21 protein-coding genes are annotated in these 20,126 nt (G+C 65.4%); 9 read left to right on the top strand and 12 right to left on the bottom strand.

The genetic code is table 11. From position 1 onward, the window contains the following. Positions 1 to 276: 276 nt before the first annotated feature. The 4 genes from PVU19_RS04325 to PVU19_RS04310 all read right to left on the bottom strand — a co-directional run bounded on the left by PVU19_RS04325 (position 277) and on the right by PVU19_RS04310 (position 3,795). Complete coding sequence (locus PVU19_RS04325) at positions 277 to 1,839, bottom strand: trimethylamine methyltransferase family protein (RefSeq protein WP_050663254.1); 1,563 nt, start codon at positions 1,837 to 1,839, stop codon at positions 277 to 279. A gap of 101 nt (positions 1,840 to 1,940) precedes the next feature. Next, positions 1,941 to 2,825, bottom strand: a complete 885-nt coding sequence (locus tag PVU19_RS04320) for a DMT family transporter (RefSeq protein ID WP_050663255.1) — start codon at positions 2,823 to 2,825, stop codon at positions 1,941 to 1,943. Continuing rightward, a complete protein-coding gene (locus tag PVU19_RS04315) occupies positions 2,822 to 3,514 on the bottom strand; it encodes an HAD family hydrolase (RefSeq protein WP_050663256.1) in 693 nt (230 codons plus the stop codon). The genes PVU19_RS04320 and PVU19_RS04315 overlap by 4 nt, the downstream gene beginning before the upstream one ends. Further along, on the bottom strand, positions 3,511 to 3,795 hold the full coding sequence (locus tag PVU19_RS04310) for a DUF3572 domain-containing protein (protein ID WP_050663257.1): 285 nt from the start codon (positions 3,793 to 3,795) through the stop codon (positions 3,511 to 3,513). Before PVU19_RS04310 ends, PVU19_RS04315 begins: the two co-directional genes overlap by 4 nt. Before the next feature lie 87 nt (positions 3,796 to 3,882). Between PVU19_RS04310 and PVU19_RS04305 the strand changes: the two genes are divergently transcribed. After that, a complete protein-coding gene (locus tag PVU19_RS04305) occupies positions 3,883 to 5,265 on the top strand; it encodes a diguanylate cyclase (RefSeq protein WP_050663258.1) in 1,383 nt (460 codons plus the stop codon). Between the two features lie 101 nt (positions 5,266 to 5,366). Here the strand turns inward: PVU19_RS04305 and PVU19_RS04300 are convergent, their stop codons facing one another. Continuing rightward, on the bottom strand, positions 5,367 to 5,780 hold the full coding sequence (locus PVU19_RS04300) for a hypothetical protein (protein ID WP_050663259.1): 414 nt from the start codon (positions 5,778 to 5,780) through the stop codon (positions 5,367 to 5,369). A gap of 214 nt (positions 5,781 to 5,994) precedes the next feature. Between PVU19_RS04300 and PVU19_RS04295 the strand changes: the two genes are divergently transcribed. The 3 genes from PVU19_RS04295 (at position 5,995) to PVU19_RS04285 (ending at position 7,929) form a co-directional block, all read left to right on the top strand. Continuing rightward, entirely contained in the window at positions 5,995 to 6,870 is an 876-nt protein-coding gene (locus PVU19_RS04295; RefSeq protein ID WP_050663260.1) for an S-methyl-5'-thioadenosine phosphorylase, read from the top strand. A gap of 78 nt (positions 6,871 to 6,948) precedes the next feature. Next, the gene (locus tag PVU19_RS04290) at positions 6,949 to 7,329 is read left to right on the top strand and encodes a hypothetical protein (protein ID WP_050663261.1); all 381 of its coding nucleotides are present in this window, start codon (positions 6,949 to 6,951) and stop codon (positions 7,327 to 7,329) included. Positions 7,330 to 7,389: 60 nt separating this feature from the next. Beyond that, positions 7,390 to 7,929: an adenine phosphoribosyltransferase gene (locus PVU19_RS04285; RefSeq protein ID WP_050663262.1), complete on the top strand. Its 540-nt coding sequence runs from the start codon at positions 7,390 to 7,392 to the stop codon at positions 7,927 to 7,929. Positions 7,930 to 7,939: 10 nt separating this feature from the next. Here the strand turns inward: PVU19_RS04285 and ade are convergent, their stop codons facing one another. The 5 genes from ade to PVU19_RS04260 all read right to left on the bottom strand — a co-directional run bounded on the left by ade (position 7,940) and on the right by PVU19_RS04260 (position 12,771). Further along, the gene (gene ade / locus PVU19_RS04280) at positions 7,940 to 9,634 is read right to left on the bottom strand and encodes an adenine deaminase (protein ID WP_050663263.1); all 1,695 of its coding nucleotides are present in this window, start codon (positions 9,632 to 9,634) and stop codon (positions 7,940 to 7,942) included. Positions 9,635 to 9,818: 184 nt separating this feature from the next. Next, on the bottom strand, positions 9,819 to 10,751 hold the full coding sequence (locus PVU19_RS04275) for an OmpA family protein (protein WP_050663264.1): 933 nt from the start codon (positions 10,749 to 10,751) through the stop codon (positions 9,819 to 9,821). Positions 10,752 to 10,756: 5 nt separating this feature from the next. Next, positions 10,757 to 11,329, bottom strand: a complete 573-nt coding sequence (locus tag PVU19_RS04270) for a peroxidase-related enzyme (RefSeq protein WP_050663265.1) — start codon at positions 11,327 to 11,329, stop codon at positions 10,757 to 10,759. Between the two features lie 3 nt (positions 11,330 to 11,332). After that, a complete protein-coding gene (locus PVU19_RS04265; protein WP_050663266.1) occupies positions 11,333 to 12,052 on the bottom strand; it encodes a GNAT family N-acetyltransferase in 720 nt (239 codons plus the stop codon). After that, positions 12,049 to 12,771: a competence/damage-inducible protein A gene (locus tag PVU19_RS04260; protein WP_050663267.1), complete on the bottom strand. Its 723-nt coding sequence runs from the start codon at positions 12,769 to 12,771 to the stop codon at positions 12,049 to 12,051. The genes PVU19_RS04265 and PVU19_RS04260 overlap by 4 nt, the downstream gene beginning before the upstream one ends. 45 nt (positions 12,772 to 12,816) lie before the next feature. Here PVU19_RS04260 and sfsA point away from each other — a divergent pair, with 45 nt between their 5' ends. The 4 genes from sfsA to istB all read left to right on the top strand — a co-directional run bounded on the left by sfsA (position 12,817) and on the right by istB (position 16,746). After that, positions 12,817 to 13,518 carry a DNA/RNA nuclease SfsA gene (gene sfsA, locus PVU19_RS04255; RefSeq protein ID WP_050663268.1) on the top strand — a complete coding sequence of 234 codons (702 nt, stop codon included), beginning with the start codon at positions 12,817 to 12,819 and terminating at the stop codon, positions 13,516 to 13,518. Positions 13,519 to 13,590: 72 nt separating this feature from the next. Beyond that, on the top strand, positions 13,591 to 14,421 hold the full coding sequence (gene map, locus PVU19_RS04250) for a type I methionyl aminopeptidase (RefSeq protein WP_235575851.1): 831 nt from the start codon (positions 13,591 to 13,593) through the stop codon (positions 14,419 to 14,421). 67 nt (positions 14,422 to 14,488) lie between these two features. Beyond that, complete coding sequence (gene istA, locus PVU19_RS04245; protein WP_420833234.1) at positions 14,489 to 15,985, top strand: IS21 family transposase; 1,497 nt, start codon at positions 14,489 to 14,491, stop codon at positions 15,983 to 15,985. Next, the gene (gene istB, locus PVU19_RS04240) at positions 15,982 to 16,746 is read left to right on the top strand and encodes an IS21-like element helper ATPase IstB (RefSeq protein WP_274789796.1); all 765 of its coding nucleotides are present in this window, start codon (positions 15,982 to 15,984) and stop codon (positions 16,744 to 16,746) included. The genes istA and istB overlap by 4 nt, the downstream gene beginning before the upstream one ends. A 485-nt stretch (positions 16,747 to 17,231) precedes the next feature. Here istB and PVU19_RS04235 read toward each other — a convergent pair whose 3' ends face one another. Together PVU19_RS04235 and PVU19_RS04230 are read right to left on the bottom strand one after the other, a co-directional pair. Further along, positions 17,232 to 18,320, bottom strand: coding sequence for a DUF2235 domain-containing protein (locus PVU19_RS04235; protein ID WP_050664296.1), 1,089 nt, complete (start codon positions 18,318 to 18,320; stop codon positions 17,232 to 17,234). Between the two features lie 108 nt (positions 18,321 to 18,428). Continuing rightward, a complete protein-coding gene (locus PVU19_RS04230) occupies positions 18,429 to 19,559 on the bottom strand; it encodes a type III PLP-dependent enzyme (protein ID WP_050664295.1) in 1,131 nt (376 codons plus the stop codon). A 108-nt stretch (positions 19,560 to 19,667) separates the two neighbouring features. Here PVU19_RS04230 and PVU19_RS04225 point away from each other — a divergent pair, with 108 nt between their 5' ends. Beyond that, positions 19,668 to 20,108 (top strand): Lrp/AsnC family transcriptional regulator, encoded by a 441-nt coding sequence (locus tag PVU19_RS04225; RefSeq protein ID WP_050664294.1) that lies wholly within the window; start codon positions 19,668 to 19,670, stop codon positions 20,106 to 20,108. Positions 20,109 to 20,126 lie beyond the last annotated feature (18 nt).

The following is a 20,126-nucleotide window of genomic DNA, read 5'->3' as shown; positions in this document are numbered from 1 at the left end:
GCACAAGCATTTTCGTTGCATCGTGAACAGCCTTGTCCCGGCTTCATCCACATCGCTAAAGCTTGTGTCGCGCTAAAATGAATATCAGCTTTTGGGTCGGGAGCAGACGTCGCCTTGAGCGGCACCCCGCAAAACTGTCGCTCAGAAATTTATTCCCAAGCCTCCCCAACCCTCTTCATCTTGCCCCAAATACTCAATCCCCGACCAGCCTCAAGCGCACCGCCGGAATACCGACAGAATACCGACGCAATACAGCCCCCGGTTTCACCCCCCCCCTCAGAAATCCGTCGGGGCCCCGCCCTCGGCCTTGCGGCGCTCCACGAACGCCGCCAGTTCCTCGCGGATGCTCTCGTCCATCGGTGGGGCCTCGAAGCCTGCGATGATGTCCTGAAAGACCTGATGCGCCCGCGCGGGCGTCCAGACGGCCCCCGCCGCCTCCCACGCCTCGTAGTTGCGCCAGTCGCTCAGGAAGGGCGCGTAGAACGCCGTGGTATAGCGGTCCTGCGTGTGCTGGATGCCAAAGAAATGCCCCTTGTCGCCAACCTCGCGGATCGCGTCCACGGCGATCTCGTCCGGCCCGGTCGCCGTCAGCATCGGGTCCATATACCGCTGAATATGCTGCAAAATCTCGCAATCCATAATGAATTTCTCCGGGCTCGCGATCAGCCCGCCCTCCAGCCAGCCGGCGGCATGATAGACCATGTTGGCCCCCGCCTGCACCGCCGACCACAGGCTGTTCGAGGTCTCCCACATCGCCTGCCCGTCGGGCACATTCGCAGCACAGACCCCGCTCGCCCGCATCGGCAGCCGGTAGAACCGCGCCAGCTGCCCGGTCATCTGCGTCGCGCGCATGTATTCCGGTGTCCCGAACGCGGGCGCACCCGATTTCATGTCCACATTCGAGGTAAACGTGCCAATCGCACAGGGCGCGCCGGGCCGGATCACCTGCGCGAGCACCACCGCACAAAGCGCCTCCGCGAGGCTCTGCGCCACCGCCCCCGCCATCGTCACCGGCGCCATCGCCCCCGCCAGCGTGAAGGGCGTCACCACCAACCCTTGCCCGCGCCGCGCCAACCGCATCCAGCCGTCGAGCATCGGGTAATCGTGCTTCAAGGGCGAGGTGGAGTTGATGTTGGTATACATATGCGGCGAGGCCTCGAACTCCTCATGGCTCAGCCCGCCCGCGATGCGTACCATCTCCATCACATCCTCGACCCGCTCTTTCCCGAGGCAATAGGCATGCGCCACCTTGTCGGTCAGTGTCAGCTTGTCATAGAGCACGTCGAGATGCCGGACGCTCGCGTGGATGTCCTGCGGCTCCACCGGATAGCCGCCGACGAAATGGATGCAGTTGAAATACTGGCTCAGTTTCAACAGGTTCTGGCACATCTCGCGGGTGCCCGTCACCTTGCGCCCGATCTTCATGTCCCAGTAGCTCGGCGGTGACGACACGTTGCCGAAATTGAGATGATTGCCGCCGATGGTCAGCCGCCGGGCCGGGTTGCGCGGCGTGATGGTCCAGCTCTCGGGGGCCTTACCGATCATCTCCATGACGAAATCGCGGCCCATGCGCACGTTCTCACCATTGATCTCGCAACCGCCCGAGGCGCGCAGGATCTCGACCGCCTCGGGGTTCAGAAACTCGATCCCGATCTCTTCGAGAATGCGCATCGCGCCGTCATGGACCGCCTGCACCCCCTCGGGGCGCAGCGGCTCGGTGGGTCGGTCGGTATTCACCGGCGGGTTCCACGGCATCTGTTCGATCACCGCCGTGCCACGCCGCGCAGCACTGCCCGCACGTCCGCCCGTCCGTTTCCTGCGCTTGAGATCCTCGGCCATGTCACGCCCTCCCGGTGCTCGTCTCCGTCAACGAAACACCGCGCAGATGCGCTCTACATGCCGCTTTGCGACTCATCTTGTCGTTTTTGCCTTGGCCGGTTTCACGTTTGCAGCGCGAGCCGCCGCCGCCCCGTGTGCCAGAGGTAAATGGCGAGGCTGCCGACCACGATCACGCCGCCTACCAGCATCATCGGCGTCGGCTCCTCACCCACCCCGATCCAGACCCAGAGCGGCCCCAGCACCGTCTCCAGCAACAGCAGAAGGCTCACATTCGAGGCATGGGTATAGCGCGAGGCAAGCGACAGCGAGAAGAACGACACCGGCAGGATCACCAGACCGCAGACCACGATCGCCCAGACGGTGCCATCGGCCATTTGCGCCGGACCGGTGATCACCACGCCCGTCACCCCGGCAAGCGCCGCCCCAAGCCCGATCAACAACGGAATCGGCAGATCAGGACGCGCCCGCAGGATCACGAAGTTGAGCGCGAGCACCATCGCCACGCCAAGCCCCGCAAGCGCCCCCAGAAGCGCATCCGAGGTCAGCGTCACCGCCCCCTTGCCGCCAAATACCGCGAGCGTGATGCCGCAGAGCACAACCCCGATCGTCACCCATGTGGCGCGGCGGGTCGGCTCGCCGATGATGATCCGGGCGAAGATGGCGGCAAAGACCGGCACCGTCGCCACCGCCAGCAGCATCACCGCGACCGGTGCATGCGCGATCCCGAGGCTGAAAAGCGTCGCATTGAAATACTGACAGACCACGATAGCAAGGCCAAAGCCGGTGCCCAAAAGCGCCACATCGCGGCCCAGCCGACGCGAGGTGATCGCCCAAAGCGCCACCATCACAGCGCCCATCAAGAGGCCGCGCCAGCCGACCATCTGATACCCGCCCATTCCAGACCACCGCATGAAGAGCGCATCAGGCGTGAGCGTCAGCGCGCCGAACGTGGCGAGAAACAGGCCGAACAACGGGTGTCGCGTCATGCCAGAAGCCAATCCGGCAGATGTCCGATATCAGGCATGACCACATCGGCCAGTGGCGCAAGATCGGCCTCGACCGCCGTGCCGGTCAGCACGCCCACCGTCTGCATCCCCGCCGCGCGCCCCGCGATCAGGTCATGGGCGCTGTCACCCACCATGACCACGCGTGCAGGCTCCAGCCCCATGGCGCGGGCAAAGGCCAGAAGCGGCCTGGGCGCGGGCTTGGCCCCGTGCCCCGAGTCGAAACCCGCGACGAAATCGAAATGCCCCAACACCCCCGCCGAGGTCAGATGCGCCTTGGCGCCGTATTCGGTATCGTTGGTCATCACACCGAGACGCAATCCGCGTGCTGCCAGCCCCTCGAGGAGGGGCGCAAGCGGCACGGCGGGCGCAAGCGGCGCACCGGCCGCGCTCAGCATGAGATGGGTTTCGATATCCTCGACCAGACGCCCCGGCAGCGCGCGGCCCAGACATTCGGCGGCCTCGCGATTGGTGCCCGCGACGATCGGGCTCGTGGGCCGGAAGCAGCGCGCCGCCAGATCGTAATGCGCAACCTCGGCGATCCGCGCCATGACCTCGGCCTCTCCCTCGGCCAGATCGCGGATCACCTCATGCGCCCAGACACTCCAGGTCGCGTGAAAATCGAAAAGCGTGCCGTCCTTGTCGAAGAGGACCCCGTCGGCGCGGCTCATGTCCAGCTCATCTGCGCGCCGCCCGGCAGGGCCACACGCGCCATCATCGGCGTCTCGTAGCTCAGCCCCTGACCGTCGCAGAAAGCGACAACCCAGGCATCGTCCATCATCAGGAAATCCAGAACCGACCCGAGGAATTCCGGCTCGGTCGCGCGGGCCCGCAGATCGGCCTCCGACGCCCCGGTCGCCCCCAGAAACACCGGCAAGAGCTCTTCATTTCCAGCCAGCCAGCCCAGGGCCTGCAAGGCGATCGTTTCGGCGGATTCCTGCTGCATCTTCATCTCGGTTAATTTCTGGAAAGGTTTTCTTAACCTCTGCCATGGATAGTCGATGACGTGCAAAGGGCAAGTCAGAAAGGCGCTCCGCCGATGTCAGGGAAAATTCTGATCGTCGATGAACTGGCCACCAACAGGATTGTCCTGAAGGTGAAGCTTTCAGCGACGCCGTATGACGTCCTGCAAGCGGCCAGTGCGCAAGAGGCGCTCGACATCGTAAGGCGCGAGCGGCCCGATCTTATCCTGTCCAGCAGCCAAGTCGCGGGTCTGGCACTGGACGACTTCATCGCGGCGCTGCGCCGCCTCACCGGGGCGACAGGCACGCCGATCCTGATACTGCAAGCGCATGATTGCCGTGACGAACGGCATGCCGCCTTGCGCGCCGGGGCCGACGACATCCTGACCAAGCCCGTGACCGAACCGCTGCTGCTTGCGCGTCTGCGCAATCTCCTGCGCCAGCATCACACCGACCACGAACTCGCCGCACAGGCCTCGGGCGGACGGATTGAACCGGGCTTTTCCGATCAGCGATCCGATTTCATGACCGCAGGTCGCATCGCAGTGATCGGGCAGACCCGGGCAGAGGCGATTCAGCTGCGCGACCGGATCACGGCGCATAGCGCGCATGCCTGTACGGCTCTGACACTGGACGCCCCGACGGCACCGGGACTGACCGATATCTACATGATCCGCATTTCCATGGCTCAGGCCGAGGACGGTTTGCGTCTGCTGGCCGATCTGAAGGCGGCTCAGCGCACCCGGGGCTGTCCGGTCATCGCCCTGCTTGACCGCGATGCCCGCCCCCTCGCCGTGACCTTGCTCGATATTGGGGCCGACGACGTGATCGCCGCGCCCATCGACCATACCGAACTCGCCTTGCGGCTCGACAATCACCTGCGCCGCAAACAGCGCAACGAGGGATTACGCGCCCGCTTGCTCTCGGGCTTGCAGGCGGCCATTGTCGATCCGTTGACCGGGGCCCATAACCGCCGCTATGCCCTGCCGTTTCTTGAGCGCCAGATCAGCGAAAGTCGCGCCAGCGACACGCAGACCGCCGTCATGATCGCCGATCTCGATTTCTTCAAACGGGTCAATGACCGCCACGGCCACGCTGCGGGCGATGCGGTGCTCTGTGCCATCACGCAGCACCTGCGCAGCCAGTTGCGCGACGGCGATGCGCTCGCCCGGATCGGCGGTGAGGAATTTCTGCTCATCCTGCCCGATACACCCCGCATGCGCGCGCTCCAGATCGCCGAACGCCTCTGCCACAGCGTGCGCGAAACACCGATCCCCCTGCCCGGCAGCGGCATGTCGCTCACCGTCACGATCTCGATCGGCGTGACCATCGGACGGCATCGGCCCGGCCTGCCCGCCCCCACCGTCGAGGGGCTGCTCAACGAGGCCGATCGCGCGCTCTACCTCGCCAAGGCACAGGGCCGCAATCAGGCCAGCTTCTGCGCCCGCTCCGCCGCCTGATCACCTCGCTCCAGAAACACGCGGGTCGAGGTGCCGCGGCTGGCAAATATCTCCGGATTGGACAGGGGCATGTCAGGGCAAAGCGTCCGGTTGGCGAACTATTAGACTTTCGTCTCTCCGACCTTATCAAGTTTGCGCCATTTCGGAGTTTCCAACACGATGCAGATCGAGCCAAGAATGAAGCCCAAGAAAACAGATTGCAAAACAAGCGGACCGACGAGAATTGCAAACCCGAGCAACCTCGTCGCATACGAGTTGATCGCAATATCGGCAAGCATGACGCTCAGAGCTAGAACGACACCCAAACGCCTCTTTCGGGACAGCAAAACGACGACCACCAGTATATCGATCCAGATCAGGCCGCTCCAGAACACTTCAATTGGAAGCGGGGCGGCCTTGTAAGAACGCCACCCGTAGTAGATGAAATCTTTGCCCTGTGAGAGCGCGCCTATGGCGAAGCACAGAACATAGATCGCGATTACGAAACGCTGTTTGGAGATTGGGCTGCTAATCATTGAGCCCGCTTAGCGACATCAGCATAACCGTCAACTTGGGCTCGTTCCAGGCCGCCTCCAAAGCGCGGCGTTCAACAAGCCCCGCGCTGGCCGACACAGGTTGAAGAGACACCTGCCCCCCGGCTACCGCAGGGCTCCACCCGGGCATTTTCTTTTGCGCCAAAGCCGCGTAACCCTGTGCGGGACAGCGACCAACAGGCAGGGATGGCATGCGATGGCAAAGACGATGATCGGGGTGATCGGCGGCTCGGGGCTTTACGAGATCGACGGGCTGGAAAACGCCACCTGGCAAACGGTCGAGACCCCGTGGGGCCCGCCCTCCGACGCGATCCTGACCGGCACGCTCGCTGGCGTGCCGATGGCCTTTTTGCCCCGCCACGGGCGCGGCCATGTGCACACACCCTCTTCGGTGCCTTACCGCGCCAATATCGACGCGCTCAAACGCCTCGGCGTGACCGACGTGATCTCGGTCTCGGCCTGCGGCTCGTTCCGCGAGGACATGGCCCCGGGCGATTTCGTCGTCTTGGATCAGTATATCGACCGCACCTTTGCCCGCGAGAAAAGCTTTTTCGGCCCCGGTTGCGTCGGTCACGTCAGCGTCGCGCACCCCACCTGCCCGCGCCTCTCGGAGGCCTGCGAGCGGGCCGCGCGCGACGCAGGCATCACGGTGCATATGGGCGGGACATATCTGGCCATGGAAGGCCCGCAATTCTCGACCGTGGCGGAATCGAAACTGTACCGCGAGGCCTTCGGCTGCGACGTGATCGGCATGACCGGCATGCCCGAGGCCAAGCTCGCCCGCGAGGCTGAACTTTGCTACGCCTCCGTCGCGATGATCACCGATTACGACAGCTGGCATCCGCATCACGGCGAGGTCGACATCTCCGATATCATCGCCACGCTCTCGGGCAATGCCGACAAGGGCCGCAACATGGTCCGCCGCCTGCCCGCTCTGCTCGGGGCAGAGCGCGCGCCCTGCCCACATGGCTGCGACCGCGCGCTCGAGTTTGCCATCCTGACGGCCCCCGACCAACGCGACCCGGCCCTCGTGGCCCGACTCGATGCCGTGGCGGGCCGGGTGCTCGGCTGATCGCGCGCCGCTCAACTCTTCGCGCGCGGGCTGTCACATCACTGGACGCCCGCGCGCGCCATCCCCATTAACAAGGGCATGACACGGATCATCGACACCCTCGCGGACCAGAACTGGCGCCACGGAATGGGCCGCCGGTTCGAGGCAATGACCGACGAGATTTTTCAGGTGATCCGGTGGATGCTGGTGGTGGGGCTGGCCAGCTATCTGGCGAAAACCCATGACGCGCTCATTCTGAGCCTGACCTACTGGGTACTCTCGGCCCTGCTCTTCGGCTATGTAGCCTCGCGCTTCCTGCTGCGCCCCGAGATCCCGTTTCTCGGCAACCCCTCCGGGCGCATGGGTCGCCTGACCCAATCAGCGCTCAATTTTCTGCTCTGCGTCGTGGTCTTCGGCCTCACGATCTACGCCGTCAGCGCCCTGACCGAAGCCATCGCCGCCTATCGTGGCGCGCTCTGACCCCTTGCGCCATCCGCGCCGCTGCGGCAGAAGCGATGCGCAACCGCCCGGAGAGCCGCCATGCCGCCGCCCAAGACCGTCAAGGATTACATCCGCACCATCGTCGATTTCCCGCATGACGGGGTCATGTTCCGCGACGTGACCACGCTCTTCGCCGATCCGCGCGGATTTCGCATCGCCATCGACCAGATGCTGCACCCCTATGCCGGTCAGCCGATCGACAAGGTGGTGGGACTGGAGGCGCGCGGCTTCATCCTTGGCGGCGCGATCGCGCATCAACTCTCGGTCGGCTTCGTGCCGATCCGAAAGAAGGGCAAACTGCCCGGCGCAGTGATCTCGGAGGAATACCAGCTTGAGTATGGCGAGGCTGTGGTTGAACTCCACGACGACGCGATCAGCGCGGGCGAGCGGGTGCTCCTGGTCGATGACCTGCTGGCCACGGGCGGCACGGCCGCGGCGGGCATCCGGCTCGTCGAACGTCTGGGCGGTGAAATCACCGGCTGCGCCTTCATCGTCGACCTGCCCGATCTGGGCGGCCACGCGCGCCTGACCGAGATGGGCATGGAGGTGCACACGCTCTGCGCCTATGACGGGCTCTGAGCCGCCGAACCTAGCCGATCAGTTCGAACCGCGTCACATCCACCAGCCCCCGGTCGGTGATCTTGAGGGCCGGGATCACCGGCAGCGCCAGAAACGCCAGTTGCAGGAACGGCTCCTGCAACGTGACGCCAAGCGATTTTGCCGCCGCGCGCAGCGCCTCCAGCCGGTCGCGCACCGCCTCAAAAGGCTCAAGGCTCATCAGCCCCGCCACCGGCAGCGGCAGTTCGGCCAGCACTCGCCCCCGATGCGCCACGACAAAGCCGCCCTCGATCTCCGACATCCGGTTCACGGCAAGGGCCATGTCGCCATAGTCCACCCCCACGCAGGCGATATTGTGGTGATCGTGACAGACGGTCGAGGCGATGGCCCCGGCCTGCAATCCGAAACCACGCACGAAACCCGTGGCGATATTGCCATTTCGCCCATGCCGCTCGACCACCGCGATGCGCACCAGATCGCGGGCGGGATCGGGGCGCTTGTCGCCATCCTGCGGTGCGATCTCCTCCTGCAGATGCTCGGTTAGGATCTTGCCTTCGAGAACGCCAATCACGTCGGTCTTGGCGCGGCTCCCGGTGTGCCGGAAATCCTGCGGCGTCACCACCTGCGCCTTGACCGAATGGCGGCCCACCGGCTCGACGCACCCGCGCGCGTCAAACGCCGCATCATCCGCCACCACGCCGCCACACAGCACCAGCCGCGCGTCGCACGCCTCCAGCGATCCGACGGCCACGATATCCGCCCGCCGCCCCGGCGCGATCAACCCCCGGTCGCGCAGCCCGAACGCCTCGGCCCCCGAGAGCGACGCCGCGCGATAGGCGGCAAGCGGCGATGCGCCCTGCGCGATCAGCACCCGGATCATGTGATCGAGATGCCCCTCCTCGGCGATATCAAGCGGATTGCGGTCATCGGTGCACAGGCACATGTAAGGCGCGGTGATATCGCTGAGCAGCGGCGCAAGCGCAGCGAGATCCTTGCTGACAGAGCCTTCTCGGATCAGCACGCGCATCCCCTTTTGCAGCTTTTCGCGCGCTTCCTCCGCCGTCGTCGCCTCATGTTCAGTGCGGATGCCCGCCGCACAATAGGCGTTGAGATCGCGGTCCGAAAGCTGCGGACAATGGCCGTCGATATGGCCCCCCTCGAAGAGCCGCAGCTTGGCCATCATGCCGGGATCTCGGTGGATCACGCCGGGGTAGTTCATCACCTCCGCCAGCCCGATGCCCGAGGGGTGCCTCATCACCTCCTGCAAATCGTATGCGCGGATCTCGGCCCCTGCCGTCTCCATATCCGTGGAGGGCACACAGGAGGACAGCTGCACCCGGATATCCATCACCGTGTGCTCTGAGGCGGCTTGAAAATAACGAATGCCGTCCAGACCCATCACATTGGCAATCTCGTGCGGATCGCAGATCGCGGTGGTCACCCCGCGCGGGGCGACACAGCGGTCGAATTCAAATGGCGTGACGAGCGAACTTTCGATATGCAGATGCGTGTCGATGAACCCCGGCACGAGGATGAGGCCGGTGACATCGATCACCCTTTTCCCCTCATACTCGGCGCCAATGCCGACGATGGTATCACCGCAGATCGCCACATCGCCCGCGATCATCGCGCCGGTGATCAGGTCGAACACCTCGCCCCCGCGCAGCACCAGATCGGCGGGCACGTCGCCCCGGCCTTGCGCAATGCGCTGTTCAAGATCGGCCATATGTCACCCTCCGGCTGTCACGCGCCAAGTGTCGCGCGAGTGGCGACGCGGGGCAAGCCCGCAGGTGGGGTTGGAAAGGATTATGCGTGTCACATGTTGGCCTGGAAATGGCGTTGCCGTGAGCCGCGCCGGCTCTGCCCCGCAATGGTCCGCTCAGGGCCAAACCCGCCCCCAACCCTCCATGCTAGAACCCGGAAATCACCACCGCCTCGACCCGGCGGTTCAGATCGCGACCGCTGTCGCTGTCGTTGGGCGCGCGCGGCGACAGAAAGCCGATGCCATGCGCCTCGATGCGTCCGCCCTCGACGCCGTAGGTCTCGATCAGCAGGCTGCGCACCGCCTGCGCGCGGGCGCGCGACAGGTCAATATTCGTCTCGAGCGCACCGACCGCGTCGGTATGTCCGACCAGCGCGATACGCATCTCGGGCCGCGACATCAGCAGCTCGGCCAATGCGGCGAGGCTGTCATGCCGACCCGGACCCAATGTCGCGGCCCCGGAGCCGAAATCGAGGCCACCAAGCACGGCATGACCCTGGCTGCGCAGCGTCTCGGCCAGCGGTGCGCGCCCGTTGACCTCTGCGCCGCCGTCGCCTGTCGACGCGACCGGCGCGGACATGGTCGACAGGTCTTCCGGGCGCACATGGGTCGCCTGCACATAGCCCCGCCCGCCCGCGCCGCTGACCACCAGCATCGCGTGCTCCGCCTCCGCTCCCATCCCGCGCCGGGCCAGCAGGTAGCGGTAATCGAAAAGATCGACGAAGATCGCGGGCGCGGGCAGGACCGGGGTGTTGAAGCGGAAATCGAAGCCGCCGCATTCCTCGGCGGCGCAGTCGAAGAGCACCTCCCATCCGGCCTTTTCCAGCGCCTCGCGCAGCGGGGTGAGCACTTGCAACGTGGTCAACCCGCGATCCGGCAGGCGCCAAGCGCGGCTTTGGATCGTGCCGTCGAGCCGCAGCCGCGGCAGTGTGCCGTCCGCGTAGGGCCCCGAGGGCAGACGGATCGTATCGGCCTCGCGCAGGGTATCGGCGGTCTGCTCGGAGGTCTCCGGCAGCGGCAGGTCGAGCGCGTGAACAGGAAGTGCCAGCCCGATCAGCAGGGTTGCGAGAACGACGCGCACCGGCCTTACCGGGCCTGCGCGTGGTAGTCGGGATTGGGCTGCATGGCCGTGGCCGAGGCGACCCGGTTGGTCATGTTGAAGAACCCCGCGACATTGGCGATGTCCCAGATATCGCGGTCGCCAAAGCCCGCCTCGCGCAAAGCCGCGCGATCCGCCTCTGTGATCTCGGACGACGCCTTGGTGATCTTCTCGGCAAAGCCCAGCATCGCGGTCTGGCGGGCATCGAGGGTGGCGGCGCGCCAGTTCATCACCATCGCCTCGCCCAGCGCCGGATCGCCCGACAACTGTCGCACCGCCGCGCCATGCGCCACCTGGCAATACCAGCAGCGATTGATCGAACTGACCACCACCGCGATCATCTCACGTTCCAGCTTGCTCAGCCCCGAGGGGGCGAGCATCAGGTCATTATAGAGCGGGGTGAAGGCGTTGAGCTTGTCGATATCAAACGCATAGGCTTGCAGCACGTTTGGGATCATGCCCAGCTTGTCCTCGCAGATATCGAAATATTTGCGGGTCTCGTCTGGCAGCGGGTCGACCATCGGCAGGTCGAGGGCTGTGGGCGGTGAGGTCTTGGTCATGGCTCAGTCCTTCTGGCGGTAGTGATAGTATCCCACAGGGGCAAAGCCCATGGAAGCATAGAGGCCGTTGGCAGCGGCGTTCTGCTTGGTGCAGAGCACGGCGATATGTGCAGCGCCGTGACGGGCCGCCCAATGCGCGGCCTCGATCATTATCCAGCGGCCCATGCCTGCCCGCCGGTGCGCCGCGCGCACCTCGAGCGCGTGCACCATGACGACGCCCTGATGCAGACCGGCATAGCCCACGGCGGCAGGGCGGTTGTCATGCCGCCCGAAGAGGCCCGTTTTGGGGCAGGTCGCGCGCTCCATCACCGCGATTCGGGCGGGGCCGATGCTGCCCTCAGCCCAGATTTCGCGCATGATCTCGAGCGGTTCCCAGACCGAGAAGGTGGTGACACGCGGCGGTGTCTCGACCGTCAGCGCGGCGACCGGGGCGACGTAGAGATTGACCGGATCGACCACGCGGTAGCCTTGGTCGGACAGCATGGCGTCGAGGGCGTCGTCGCCTGCGCGGATCTGGAACAAGGCCCCCTGCGCCAGCCCGCGCATCGCGGCCTCGGCGTCGGTCAGTTCATCGGGCGTCAGCGCGCGCGTCGCCGTCGCCGCCGAGACCCGCTTGCCGCCGCCCGCGCCGTCGCGGAGGGTGACCGGGCCCCGCGTCTCGATCCGCGCCGGGGGCCATGTCGCCTCGGTCACGGCATAGAGCGTCTGCGCATCGGGCGTCATCCGGCGAACATCTCGGAGAGTTCGGCCATCGCCGCGTCGACCTGTGCCCCGTCCTGTCCACGCACCACGACATTGGCCCCGTGACAGCCGTCGCGGATGAACGGGTAGGAGCCGAAGGTGAGATCCGGATAGCGCGCTGCAAGATCGGTGAGCGGCCCGGCGATATCGCCCTCGCCGCGCCGCACCTCGAGGGTCTGCGACAGAAGCGGCGCGCCGCCGGTGATCGTGGGCAGGACCGAGGCGAGCATCGCCTGAAAGATCGACGGCACCCCGGCCATGACATGCACGTTCTCGATGGTAAAGCCCGGCGCGGCGCTGATCGGGTTGTCGATCAGCGTGGCCCCATCGGGAACACGCGCCATGCGCAGGCGGGCCTCGTTCAACTCCTGCTCGCGTGCGGCGTAATGTGCGGTGAGGATGGCGCGGGCATCGTCGCGCACCGAGATGGGGCGATCAAAGGCGCGGGCCACGTTCTCGGCGGTGATGTCGTCATGGGTGGGGCCGATCCCGCCCGAGGTGAAGACCACGTCATGGGCCGCACTCAGCGCCTGCACCCCCGCGACGATGGCATCGGGGTCGTCACTGATCACCCGCACCTCGCGCAGGTCGATGCCGGTGCGGGTCAACTCGCCTGCCAGATAGTGCATGTTGGCATCGCGCGTCCGGCCGGAGAGGATTTCATCCCCGATGACAAGCATGGCGGCACTCGGGTTGGGCATGGGGGCCTCCTTGATCTGCGGATGCCTAGGGTATAGGCGCAGCGCATGCGCTTTCAAACCCCTCTCGTGCCCGCGCGGCTGATCCGTCGCTACAAACGGTTCCTGGCCGATATCCGGCTGGAGGACGGCCAAGAGGCGGTGGCGCATTGCGCCAATCCCGGCTCGATGATGGGGCTGGCGGAGCCGGGCATGCGGATCTGGGTGGAGCCCAATGACGACCCCAAAAAGAGGCTGAAATACGGCTGGCGGCTGGTGGATCACGAGAACGGACATTTCACCGGCGTCGATACGGGCCTGCCCAACCGAGCCCTGCGCGCCGCATTGGAGGTGGGCGAGGTCGCGGAACTGGCGGAGTATGCGACCGTGCGCCCGGAACAGAAATACGGCGAAAACAGCCGGATCGACTTTCTGCTGTCGGGCGCGGGCTTGCCCGATGCCTATGTCGAGGTGAAATCGGTCACGCTGTCGCGGGCACCGGGCGTGGCCGAGTTTCCCGACAGCGTCACCGCGCGTGGCGCAAAGCATCTGGGCGAATTGGCGAGGGTGGCGCAGGCGGGGCACCGGGCGGTGCTGTTCTACCTCGTGCAGCGCACCGATGCGCAAACGGTGCGGGTGGCCGCAGATATCGACCCCGGTTACGCCCGCGCGATGGATGCGGCGCGCGCGGCGGGGGTCACGGTGCTGTCATACCGCGCCGATATCAGCCCCGATCAGATCACGCTCGGCCCCGGCTTGCATCACGACTAGGTACGCGCCTCTGGTCCTTTGGGGCAAATGGGCCTAATTAAAGACAAAACAGACCACGACATGAGGCCAGATGTGAACAAACACCGGGGACGTACCACGCGCGAAGGCATCCGCATCCACGAGGCGGCGGATTTCGCGGGCATGCATGACGCAGGACGGCTTGCGGCGACGATCCTCGACGAGATCGCCGACCATGTGTTCGTGGGCCAGACCACCGGGGCGATTGATGCGCTGATCGAGGAGAAGGTGACCGCCGCAGGGGCCAAGTCGGCGACCATCGGCTACAAGGGTTATCAGCACGCCAGCTGCATCAGCGTCAATCACGTGGTCTGCCACGGCATTCCAGGCGACAAGGTGCTCAAGGATGGCGATATCCTGAATGTCGATGTGACGGTGATCGTCGATGGCTGGTTCGGCGATACCAGCCGGATGTATGTGGCGGGCAAGCTGGGACGCAAGGCCGAGCGGCTCATTCAGGTGACGCATGACGCGCTGATGAAGGGGATCGAGGCGGTGCGGCCGGGCAATACCTTCGGCGATATCGGCCATGCGATCCAGGCCTATGTCGAGGCGCAGCGCATGTCGGTGGTGCGCGATTTCTGCGGCCACGGGCTGGGCCGGGTGTTTCACGCGCCGCCCAACGTGCTGCATTACGGTCGCGCGGGTGCGGGGGCGGTGCTGGAAGAGGGCATGTTTTTTACTATCGAGCCGATGGTGAACCTCGGGCGGCCCGAGACCAAGGTGCTGGCCGATGACTGGACGGCGGTGACGCGCGACAAGTCGCTCTCGGCGCAGTTCGAGCATTCGGTGGGGGTGACGGCAGAGGGTGCGGAGATTTTCACGCTGTCGCCTGCGGGGCTGAGAACGGCGGTGCAAAACTCGGCCACGGTAGCGGCGGGATAGTCCTGCTGCGGGCGGTGTAAAAACCGGCCATTTTGCTCTTCTTGTGACGGCAAGAGGGGGCGTGGAGATGCATACCGTGGATTTGTATTTGAAGGTTCGCCTGGCGTGTGGCGAAGGCATGAGCCAGCGAGAAGCAGCGCGTCATTTCAATGTTTCGCGCGACAGCGTAGCCAAGATGCTGGCGTTTTCAGCGCCGCCCGGTTACCGGCGCCAGAAGCCGATCAAGCGCCCGAAGCTGGACGGGTTCACCGAGATTATCGACGCGTGGCTGGACGGGGATCGTGAGACCCACCGCAAGCAGCGCCATACCGCCAAGCGGGTATATGACCGGTTGCGCGAGGAGCACGGTTTCACCGGCGGCTACACGATCATCAAGGACTATATCCGGGACCGCGAGCGGCGTGGACGTGAGATGTTCGTGCCGCTCGCCCACCCGCCCGGGGATGCCCAGGCGGATTTCGGCGAAGCCATGGTGATCATCGATGGCGTCGAGCAGAAGGCCCATTTCTTCGTCTTGGATTTGCCGCACAGCGACGCCTGCTTTGTGCGGGCCTATCCCGCGGCGACGGCGGAGGCGTGGATGGATGGCCACGTCCACGCCTTTGCCTTCTTCAGCGGCGTCCCGCACTCCATCCTTTATGACAACGATCGTTGCCTGGTCTCGAAGATCCTGGCCGACGGGACGCGCCAGCGCGCCACGCTGTTCAGTGCCCTGCAGTCGCATTACCTGTTCCATGACCGCTACGGGCGGCCGGGCAAGGGAAACGACAAGGGTAAAGTCGAGGGCATCGTTGGTTACGCCCGCCGGAACTTCATGGTGCCGGTCCCGCGTTTTGCCAGCTGGGACGCGTTCAACGCGGATCTGGAGGCCCAGTGCCGCAATCGCCAGAACGAGATCCTGCGTGGCCATAAGGAAACGATTGGCGAACGGCTGCAGCGCGATCTGGCGGCGATGAAGCCACTGCCCGGGGCTCCATTCGAGGCTTGCGCGCAAGCCAGCGGCCAGGTCAGTTCGCAATCGCTCGTGCGCTACGAGACCAACGATTACTCGGTTCCCGTCGCCTATGGTCATCAGAATGTCTGGGTGCGCGGCTATGTCGATCAGGTCGTGATCGGCTGCCGTGGAGACGTGATCGCCCGGCATCCGCGGTGTTACGCGCGCGAGGATGTGGTCTTCGATCCGATTCATTATCTCCCGCTGATCGAACGCAAGATCAATGCCCTGGATCAGGCTGCGCCCTTGGCAGCGTGGGATCTGCCCGAAGAGTTCCAGACCCTGCGCCGCCTCATGGAGGCACACATGCTGAAGATGGGACGGCGTGAGTATGTGCAAGTCCTGAGACTGCTGGAGACATTCGGCCTCGACGACCTGCATGGCGCGGTCAAGGAGGCCCTGCGCCTGCGCGCGACGGGCTTCGATGCGGTCAAGCACATTCTGCTCTGTCGGATCGAGAAGCGCCCGCCCAAGCTTGACTTGGCCAGCTATCCCTACCTGCCGCGTGCCGATGTTGGGACGACCTCGGCTGCCAGCTACATGACCCTGATGACAGAGGCGACGGGATGACGGAGGCTCCGCAGATCCTGCTCAACCATCACCTGAAGACGCTGAAGCTGCCCACCTTCCTGCGCGAATACGAGAAGCAGGCACGTCAATGCGCCACTGAAGGGCTGGATCACGTCCAGTTCCTGGCGCGCCTCGTCGAAATGGAAATGATCGACCGCGAACGGCGGATGATCGAGCGTCGCATCAAGGCCGCGAAGTTCCCGGCCGCCAAGAGCCTGGACAGCTTCGACTTCAAGGCGATCCCGAAGCTCAACAAGATGCAGGTGTTGGAATTGGCCCGCTGCGGATGGATCGAGCGGCGCGAGAACACCATCGCCCTCGGGCCAAGCGGCACCGGCAAGACGCACATCGCCCTGGGCCTCGGGTTGGCGGCCTGCCAGAAGGGGTTGCCCGTCCGCTTCACCACCGCCGCAGCGCTGGTCAATGAATTGATGGAGGCCCGCGACGAGCGCCGTCTGCTGCGCCTGCAAAAGCAACTGGCCAGCGTCAAGCTGCTCATCATCGACGAGCTGGGCTTCGTGCCGCTCTCCAAGACCGGCGCCGAGCTGCTGTTCGAGCTGATCTCGCAGCGCTACGAGCGTGGTGCCACGCTGATCACCAGCAACCTGCCGTTCGACGAATGGACCGAAACCTTCGGCACCGAGCGCCTGACCGGCGCGCTCCTCGACAGGCTGACGCACCACGTCAACATTCTCGAGATGAACGGCGAGAGCTATCGTCTCGCTCAAAGCCGCGCGCGCAAGTCCAACAACAACGCCTGATCCAGCCTATCCAGATTTGGCCCTGACGGGCCAAAGCGGCCAGTCAACCGCCAGCTATTTGGGAAGCGCGGCTGACTGGCCGCCGCCTCGTGCCGCGCGTTACGCCCAAACCCAAAGTGGCCGGTTTTTGCGCCGCCCTGTGGCTGGATTTTACTCCGGCGTTGACAGCGGGGCGGTTTCATCCGACATGGGGCGGCTGAGCGTTGGGGGGATTGGTCTGAAGGGGCATAGCACCCCGCCAGAAGGTGCCGCGTGATCGCAGGGCCGGGGACTGGCGATGCGACCGTCGTGGCGGGCGCTTTATGCCAGCCAAGTCATCCTGAACTCAACACGTTGCGCGCCCTATCATATCGCCAGGCCGCGGGACGGCGTCATGCCGGAGGCATGCCTCTGGCATGACGATCGCGCGGCACCTTCGGTGCGTATCGCGCGGGAGGCGCTTATGTTCGCTCAAGGCCGAACCCGACCCAGCACATGTGCCACGTTCACGACCCCGCATGTTCTTTCAAGGGACCCGTAAGGCGTGGCCCGCCCCAGCCGCGCCGCAGCGCGCCGTTCACGCTGTCGTGCAGGCGTTCGGACGGATCGCGCCCGACCAAGCGGGGGCGGCGCATCAGCAATATCTTGCCCCAGCCGATCCATGTGCCGACCGACGGCGCGTCGGCATCCTGCGGAAACCGGGCGCGCCAGCCCTCGGGCAGAGGCAACGCGCAGCCCTCGGCCCGTTCCAGCATCCACACCAGCGGGATATTGGCCAATGGGCGCGCCGCGTGCACGCCGCATAACTGGCCCCCGACATCCGAATGACAGCCCCTGAACCAGACCTGCTCCAGATGGCCGTCGAAATCCGGCAGCGTTTCCCACAGGACCGGCCAATAGGCGTTGCGCGTCTCGTCCAATGCCAAGGCGTGAAAGCCATGCCGCGTGGTGTGCCCGAGGTGGTGACTGTGAAACCCGTGCTGATCGACGCGAAAGCGCCACAGGATCGGAATGCGCAGGCCAAGCGCCTTGACCGTGTCCCAGACGCCGACCATTTCGACATGGCAGCTGGCGTGGCAATGGGCGCGGGCGAAGGCCTCTGCCACCTTGGAATGCGGCGTGCAGCGGTAATGCCGAAAGGCAAGGCGCACGTTGCGCTCGGTCGCGGCCTCGGCCCGCACCAGGCCGACCCGGTCGATCACCCCGGCCAGCGAGCGCACCGCATAGGCGCCACGCGAATAGCCGATCAGAAAGATCCGGTCGCCGGGGCGGTAACGGCTGGCGAGATAGCCATAGGCGCGGCGGATCTGCCGGTTGATGCCGCGCCCAAGGATGATGTCGCCGGTCGCGCGCCAGTCGCGCCACTGAATTCCCGCCTCGTAATAGAGCGACAGGTCCTGCCCGGCCATTTCGTGCAACAGCTTGAAGGTCAGCCCGGCATTGGTTTCATAGCCTTCGGCGAGGCTCGACATCGTGCCATCGAGGATGAGAACATGCGTGACCGGGCCGCGTCGATGGGCAAAGGCCGTATGCTCGGCCCGCGAGCCGGGACGCAGCCAGTCGTATACCCTCTTGGTCCAGTCACGCCATGACATGCGACACCTGCCCTTGCAGGCCGCGCGCTGCGGCCTTCATGCATTCAATATAGGGCCAGTCTGCCGCGAAATTCCTGACATTTCATGAAAATTCGCGTGAGCGTGACCTTATAATCGCGCCACCGTGACCACATCGCGCAAGCCGTAGCCGTTGAAATCGGTGCTGAGGCTTCGGGTATAGGCGCCCATGCCGTGGATCAGCAGGTAATCGCCCTCGGCCAGATCATCCGGCAGGGGCAAGGACGCGGGCAGCCGGTCGATACTGTCGCAGGTGGGCCCGAAGACGACGCGCGGGCGCGGCGTGCCGCGCCGGGCGGTGCCATCGGGGGCGATCACGTCGATCCGGTCGGGCGCGCCGATGTCGCGGATCTCGGTCAGGCCGCCATAGACGCCGTCATTGACGAAAATGGCACCGCTGTCGCGCAGCGCCTTGACGCGGACCGCCATGCTGAACGCCTCGGCGACCATGGCGCGGCCCGGCTCGCAGACAAGCTCTGGCGTGTCCGCGCCGAAGTGCTGCGCCACCCGGCTGCCGATATGGGCAAAGATCGCGCCGAGGTCGGGGGCCGCCCCGGTGCGGTGCGAGGCGAAACCGCCGCCGACATTGAGCCGGTGCAGCCGCACACCCGCGCTGCGCGCCACACCGGCGGCGGCGGCGATATAGCTGCCCCAGGCGTTCGGGTCGGCGCATTGCGTGCCGGGGTGAAAGGTCATCGACGGGGTGAAACCGCGCGCCACCACGGCGCGCAGCAACTCCGCCGCGCGGTCGGGGCCGACGCCGAATTTCTCGCCGAAATCATAGGCCGCGCCCACCACAGGCAGGGCAAGGCGCACACTGATCTCGGACCCATCGACGACATGGCCGGTCAGCTTGTCCAACTCATGCAGGCAATCGACCGAGAAGGAGCGCACGCCCATTTCAGCGGCGACCGCCACCTCGGCGGGGGAGCGCACGGGGTTGTTGTAATGCAGCGCGGCATCGGGGGCGACGGCGCGCACGGCGCGCATCTCGGCGGGGCTTGCCACGTCGAATGCGGTGATGCCGGCGCGGGCGAGATTGGCCAGCACCTCCTCACCCGGGTTGGCCTTGACCGCATAGGTCACGAGGCCGGGGAAGCCGTGCCGGAACGCCCGCGCCGTGGCCTGAAGGCGCTCGGGGCTGAAATAGAGCACCGGCGCATCGGGGGCATGGCGCAGCAAATGCGTGTGCGGATCGGGGATCGGGGGGGTGTTTTCCATGGGTGTTTTCCCTCTTGGCCTGCTCTTTTTCATAGTGTCACCCGAATTTGCATCGATTCATCGCGTTATTTCGTCTAATCTTGTGACAGAGTCAGACGAAACGACAGCATGACACAGCAAATCGACGAGACCGACCGGAACCTGATCGCCCTTCTGCAGGATAATGCCCGCCTGCCGGTGGCCACGCTCGCGCGCCGTCTGGGGCTGGCGCGCACCACGGTGCAGGCACGGCTGGACCGGCTGGAAAATTCAGGCGTGATCGCGGGGTACGCGCTGCGGCTCAGCCAGATCGCGCGCCCGGCCCTGCGCGCCACGGCGCTCCTGAGCATCGAGCCGCGCACCGGCCCGGCGGTACTGGCGCGGCTCAAATCCCTGCCGCAGGTGCGCCGGGTGCATACCACCTCGGGGCGGTTCGACCTGATCGTGACGATCGAGGCCGAGACCACCGAAGCGCTCGACGAGACGCTCGACCGGATCGGTGAGGCCAAGGGGGTGAAGGGGTCGGAGAGCCTGATTCACCTGAGCACGAAACTGGATCGGGGTGCGTGAGGCACGCGGTGTAATTCG

This window comes from Roseovarius tolerans (assembly GCF_028885395.1).
Taxonomy (GTDB): Bacteria; Pseudomonadota; Alphaproteobacteria; order Rhodobacterales; family Rhodobacteraceae; genus Roseovarius; species Roseovarius tolerans.
Note: the sequence above shows the minus strand (reverse complement) of the source record. Positions and strands in the feature narration are given on the sequence as shown.

Excerpts from the sequence above, each read along its gene's own strand:
- istB (WP_274789796.1), top strand. The coding sequence starts at position 15,982 with ATGACGGAGGCTCCGCAGATCCTGCTCAACCATCACCTGAAGACGCTG.
- PVU19_RS04225 (WP_050664294.1), top strand. The coding sequence starts at position 19,668 with ATGACACAGCAAATCGACGAGACCGACCGGAACCTGATCGCCCTTCTG.
- PVU19_RS04320 (WP_050663255.1), bottom strand. The coding sequence starts at position 2,825 with ATGACGCGACACCCGTTGTTCGGCCTGTTTCTCGCCACGTTCGGCGCG.
- PVU19_RS04295 (WP_050663260.1), top strand. The coding sequence starts at position 5,995 with ATGGCAAAGACGATGATCGGGGTGATCGGCGGCTCGGGGCTTTACGAG.
- PVU19_RS04290 (WP_050663261.1), top strand. The coding sequence starts at position 6,949 with ATGACACGGATCATCGACACCCTCGCGGACCAGAACTGGCGCCACGGA.
- PVU19_RS04270 (WP_050663265.1), bottom strand. The coding sequence starts at position 11,329 with ATGACCAAGACCTCACCGCCCACAGCCCTCGACCTGCCGATGGTCGAC.
- PVU19_RS04265 (WP_050663266.1), bottom strand. The coding sequence starts at position 12,052 with ATGACGCCCGATGCGCAGACGCTCTATGCCGTGACCGAGGCGACATGG.
- PVU19_RS04260 (WP_050663267.1), bottom strand. The coding sequence starts at position 12,771 with ATGCCCAACCCGAGTGCCGCCATGCTTGTCATCGGGGATGAAATCCTC.
- PVU19_RS04230 (WP_050664295.1), bottom strand. The coding sequence starts at position 19,559 with ATGGAAAACACCCCCCCGATCCCCGATCCGCACACGCATTTGCTGCGC.
- PVU19_RS04235 (WP_050664296.1), bottom strand. The coding sequence starts at position 18,320 with ATGTCATGGCGTGACTGGACCAAGAGGGTATACGACTGGCTGCGTCCC.
- PVU19_RS04315 (WP_050663256.1), bottom strand. The coding sequence starts at position 3,514 with ATGAGCCGCGCCGACGGGGTCCTCTTCGACAAGGACGGCACGCTTTTC.
- istA (WP_420833234.1), top strand. The coding sequence starts at position 14,489 with ATGCATACCGTGGATTTGTATTTGAAGGTTCGCCTGGCGTGTGGCGAA.
- PVU19_RS04325 (WP_050663254.1), bottom strand. The coding sequence starts at position 1,839 with ATGGCCGAGGATCTCAAGCGCAGGAAACGGACGGGCGGACGTGCGGGC.
- PVU19_RS04285 (WP_050663262.1), top strand. The coding sequence starts at position 7,390 with ATGCCGCCGCCCAAGACCGTCAAGGATTACATCCGCACCATCGTCGAT.
- sfsA (WP_050663268.1), top strand. The coding sequence starts at position 12,817 with ATGCGCTTTCAAACCCCTCTCGTGCCCGCGCGGCTGATCCGTCGCTAC.
- ade (WP_050663263.1), bottom strand. The coding sequence starts at position 9,634 with ATGGCCGATCTTGAACAGCGCATTGCGCAAGGCCGGGGCGACGTGCCC.
- PVU19_RS04305 (WP_050663258.1), top strand. The coding sequence starts at position 3,883 with ATGTCAGGGAAAATTCTGATCGTCGATGAACTGGCCACCAACAGGATT.
- PVU19_RS04310 (WP_050663257.1), bottom strand. The coding sequence starts at position 3,795 with ATGAAGATGCAGCAGGAATCCGCCGAAACGATCGCCTTGCAGGCCCTG.
- PVU19_RS04300 (WP_050663259.1), bottom strand. The coding sequence starts at position 5,780 with ATGATTAGCAGCCCAATCTCCAAACAGCGTTTCGTAATCGCGATCTAT.